This window comes from Rhizorhapis sp. SPR117 (genome assembly GCF_021742065.1).
This window is the reverse complement of record NZ_JAKKIE010000234.1, coordinates 1-499: the sequence shown is the minus strand read 5'-3', so window position 1 is coordinate 499 and position 499 is coordinate 1. Positions and strand designations below refer to the sequence as shown.

Genomic DNA, 499 nt, shown 5'->3' with positions numbered 1-499 from the left:
AAGGACGTGGCGGGGTGTTCCGCGGCTTTGCGGGCCTGCGCCGCGTTCCTTCACATTATCGCGACCTCGCGATAAGGAATCATCCACCGCAACATGGAGCATGCCCTCGAATTGACGGCTGTGGTCGACGGGCTCGAAAATGCGACGCTCAACAGCGGCGCCAAGGCGTCGGCGCGCTCGCGGTTCGAGTCGACCAAGCAGCGCTTCTTCGGCCAGCTCCTCCTCAGCATGAAACTCCCGACCGTGATCGCGGCGGCGAAGGCGCATCTCTCAGCGGGCCAATCGGTGGTCCTTCAGCTGGTCACGACCGCGGAATCGATCCTGGATCGGCGGCTTGGCGACCTCTCGCCCGACGAGCGGGCGAACCTGGAAATTGATCTCAGCCCCCGTGAGTATGTCTAATGTTGAGCTCAACATTACACATATTCTTTGCAGTCGCAGTTTATGTCGAGCGTGGCGGCGGGAGGCGCAGGTTTCCTTCGGTTTTCCATGATTTCAC

1 protein-coding gene is annotated in these 499 nt (G+C 60.7%); it reads left to right on the top strand.

Annotated features, from left to right (window positions below):
• Positions 1-120: 120 nt before the first annotated feature.
• Positions 121-402, top strand: a complete 282-nt coding sequence (locus tag L3X40_RS22160) for a methylase (RefSeq protein ID WP_237367479.1) — start codon at positions 121-123, stop codon at positions 400-402.
• Positions 403-499 lie beyond the last annotated feature (97 nt).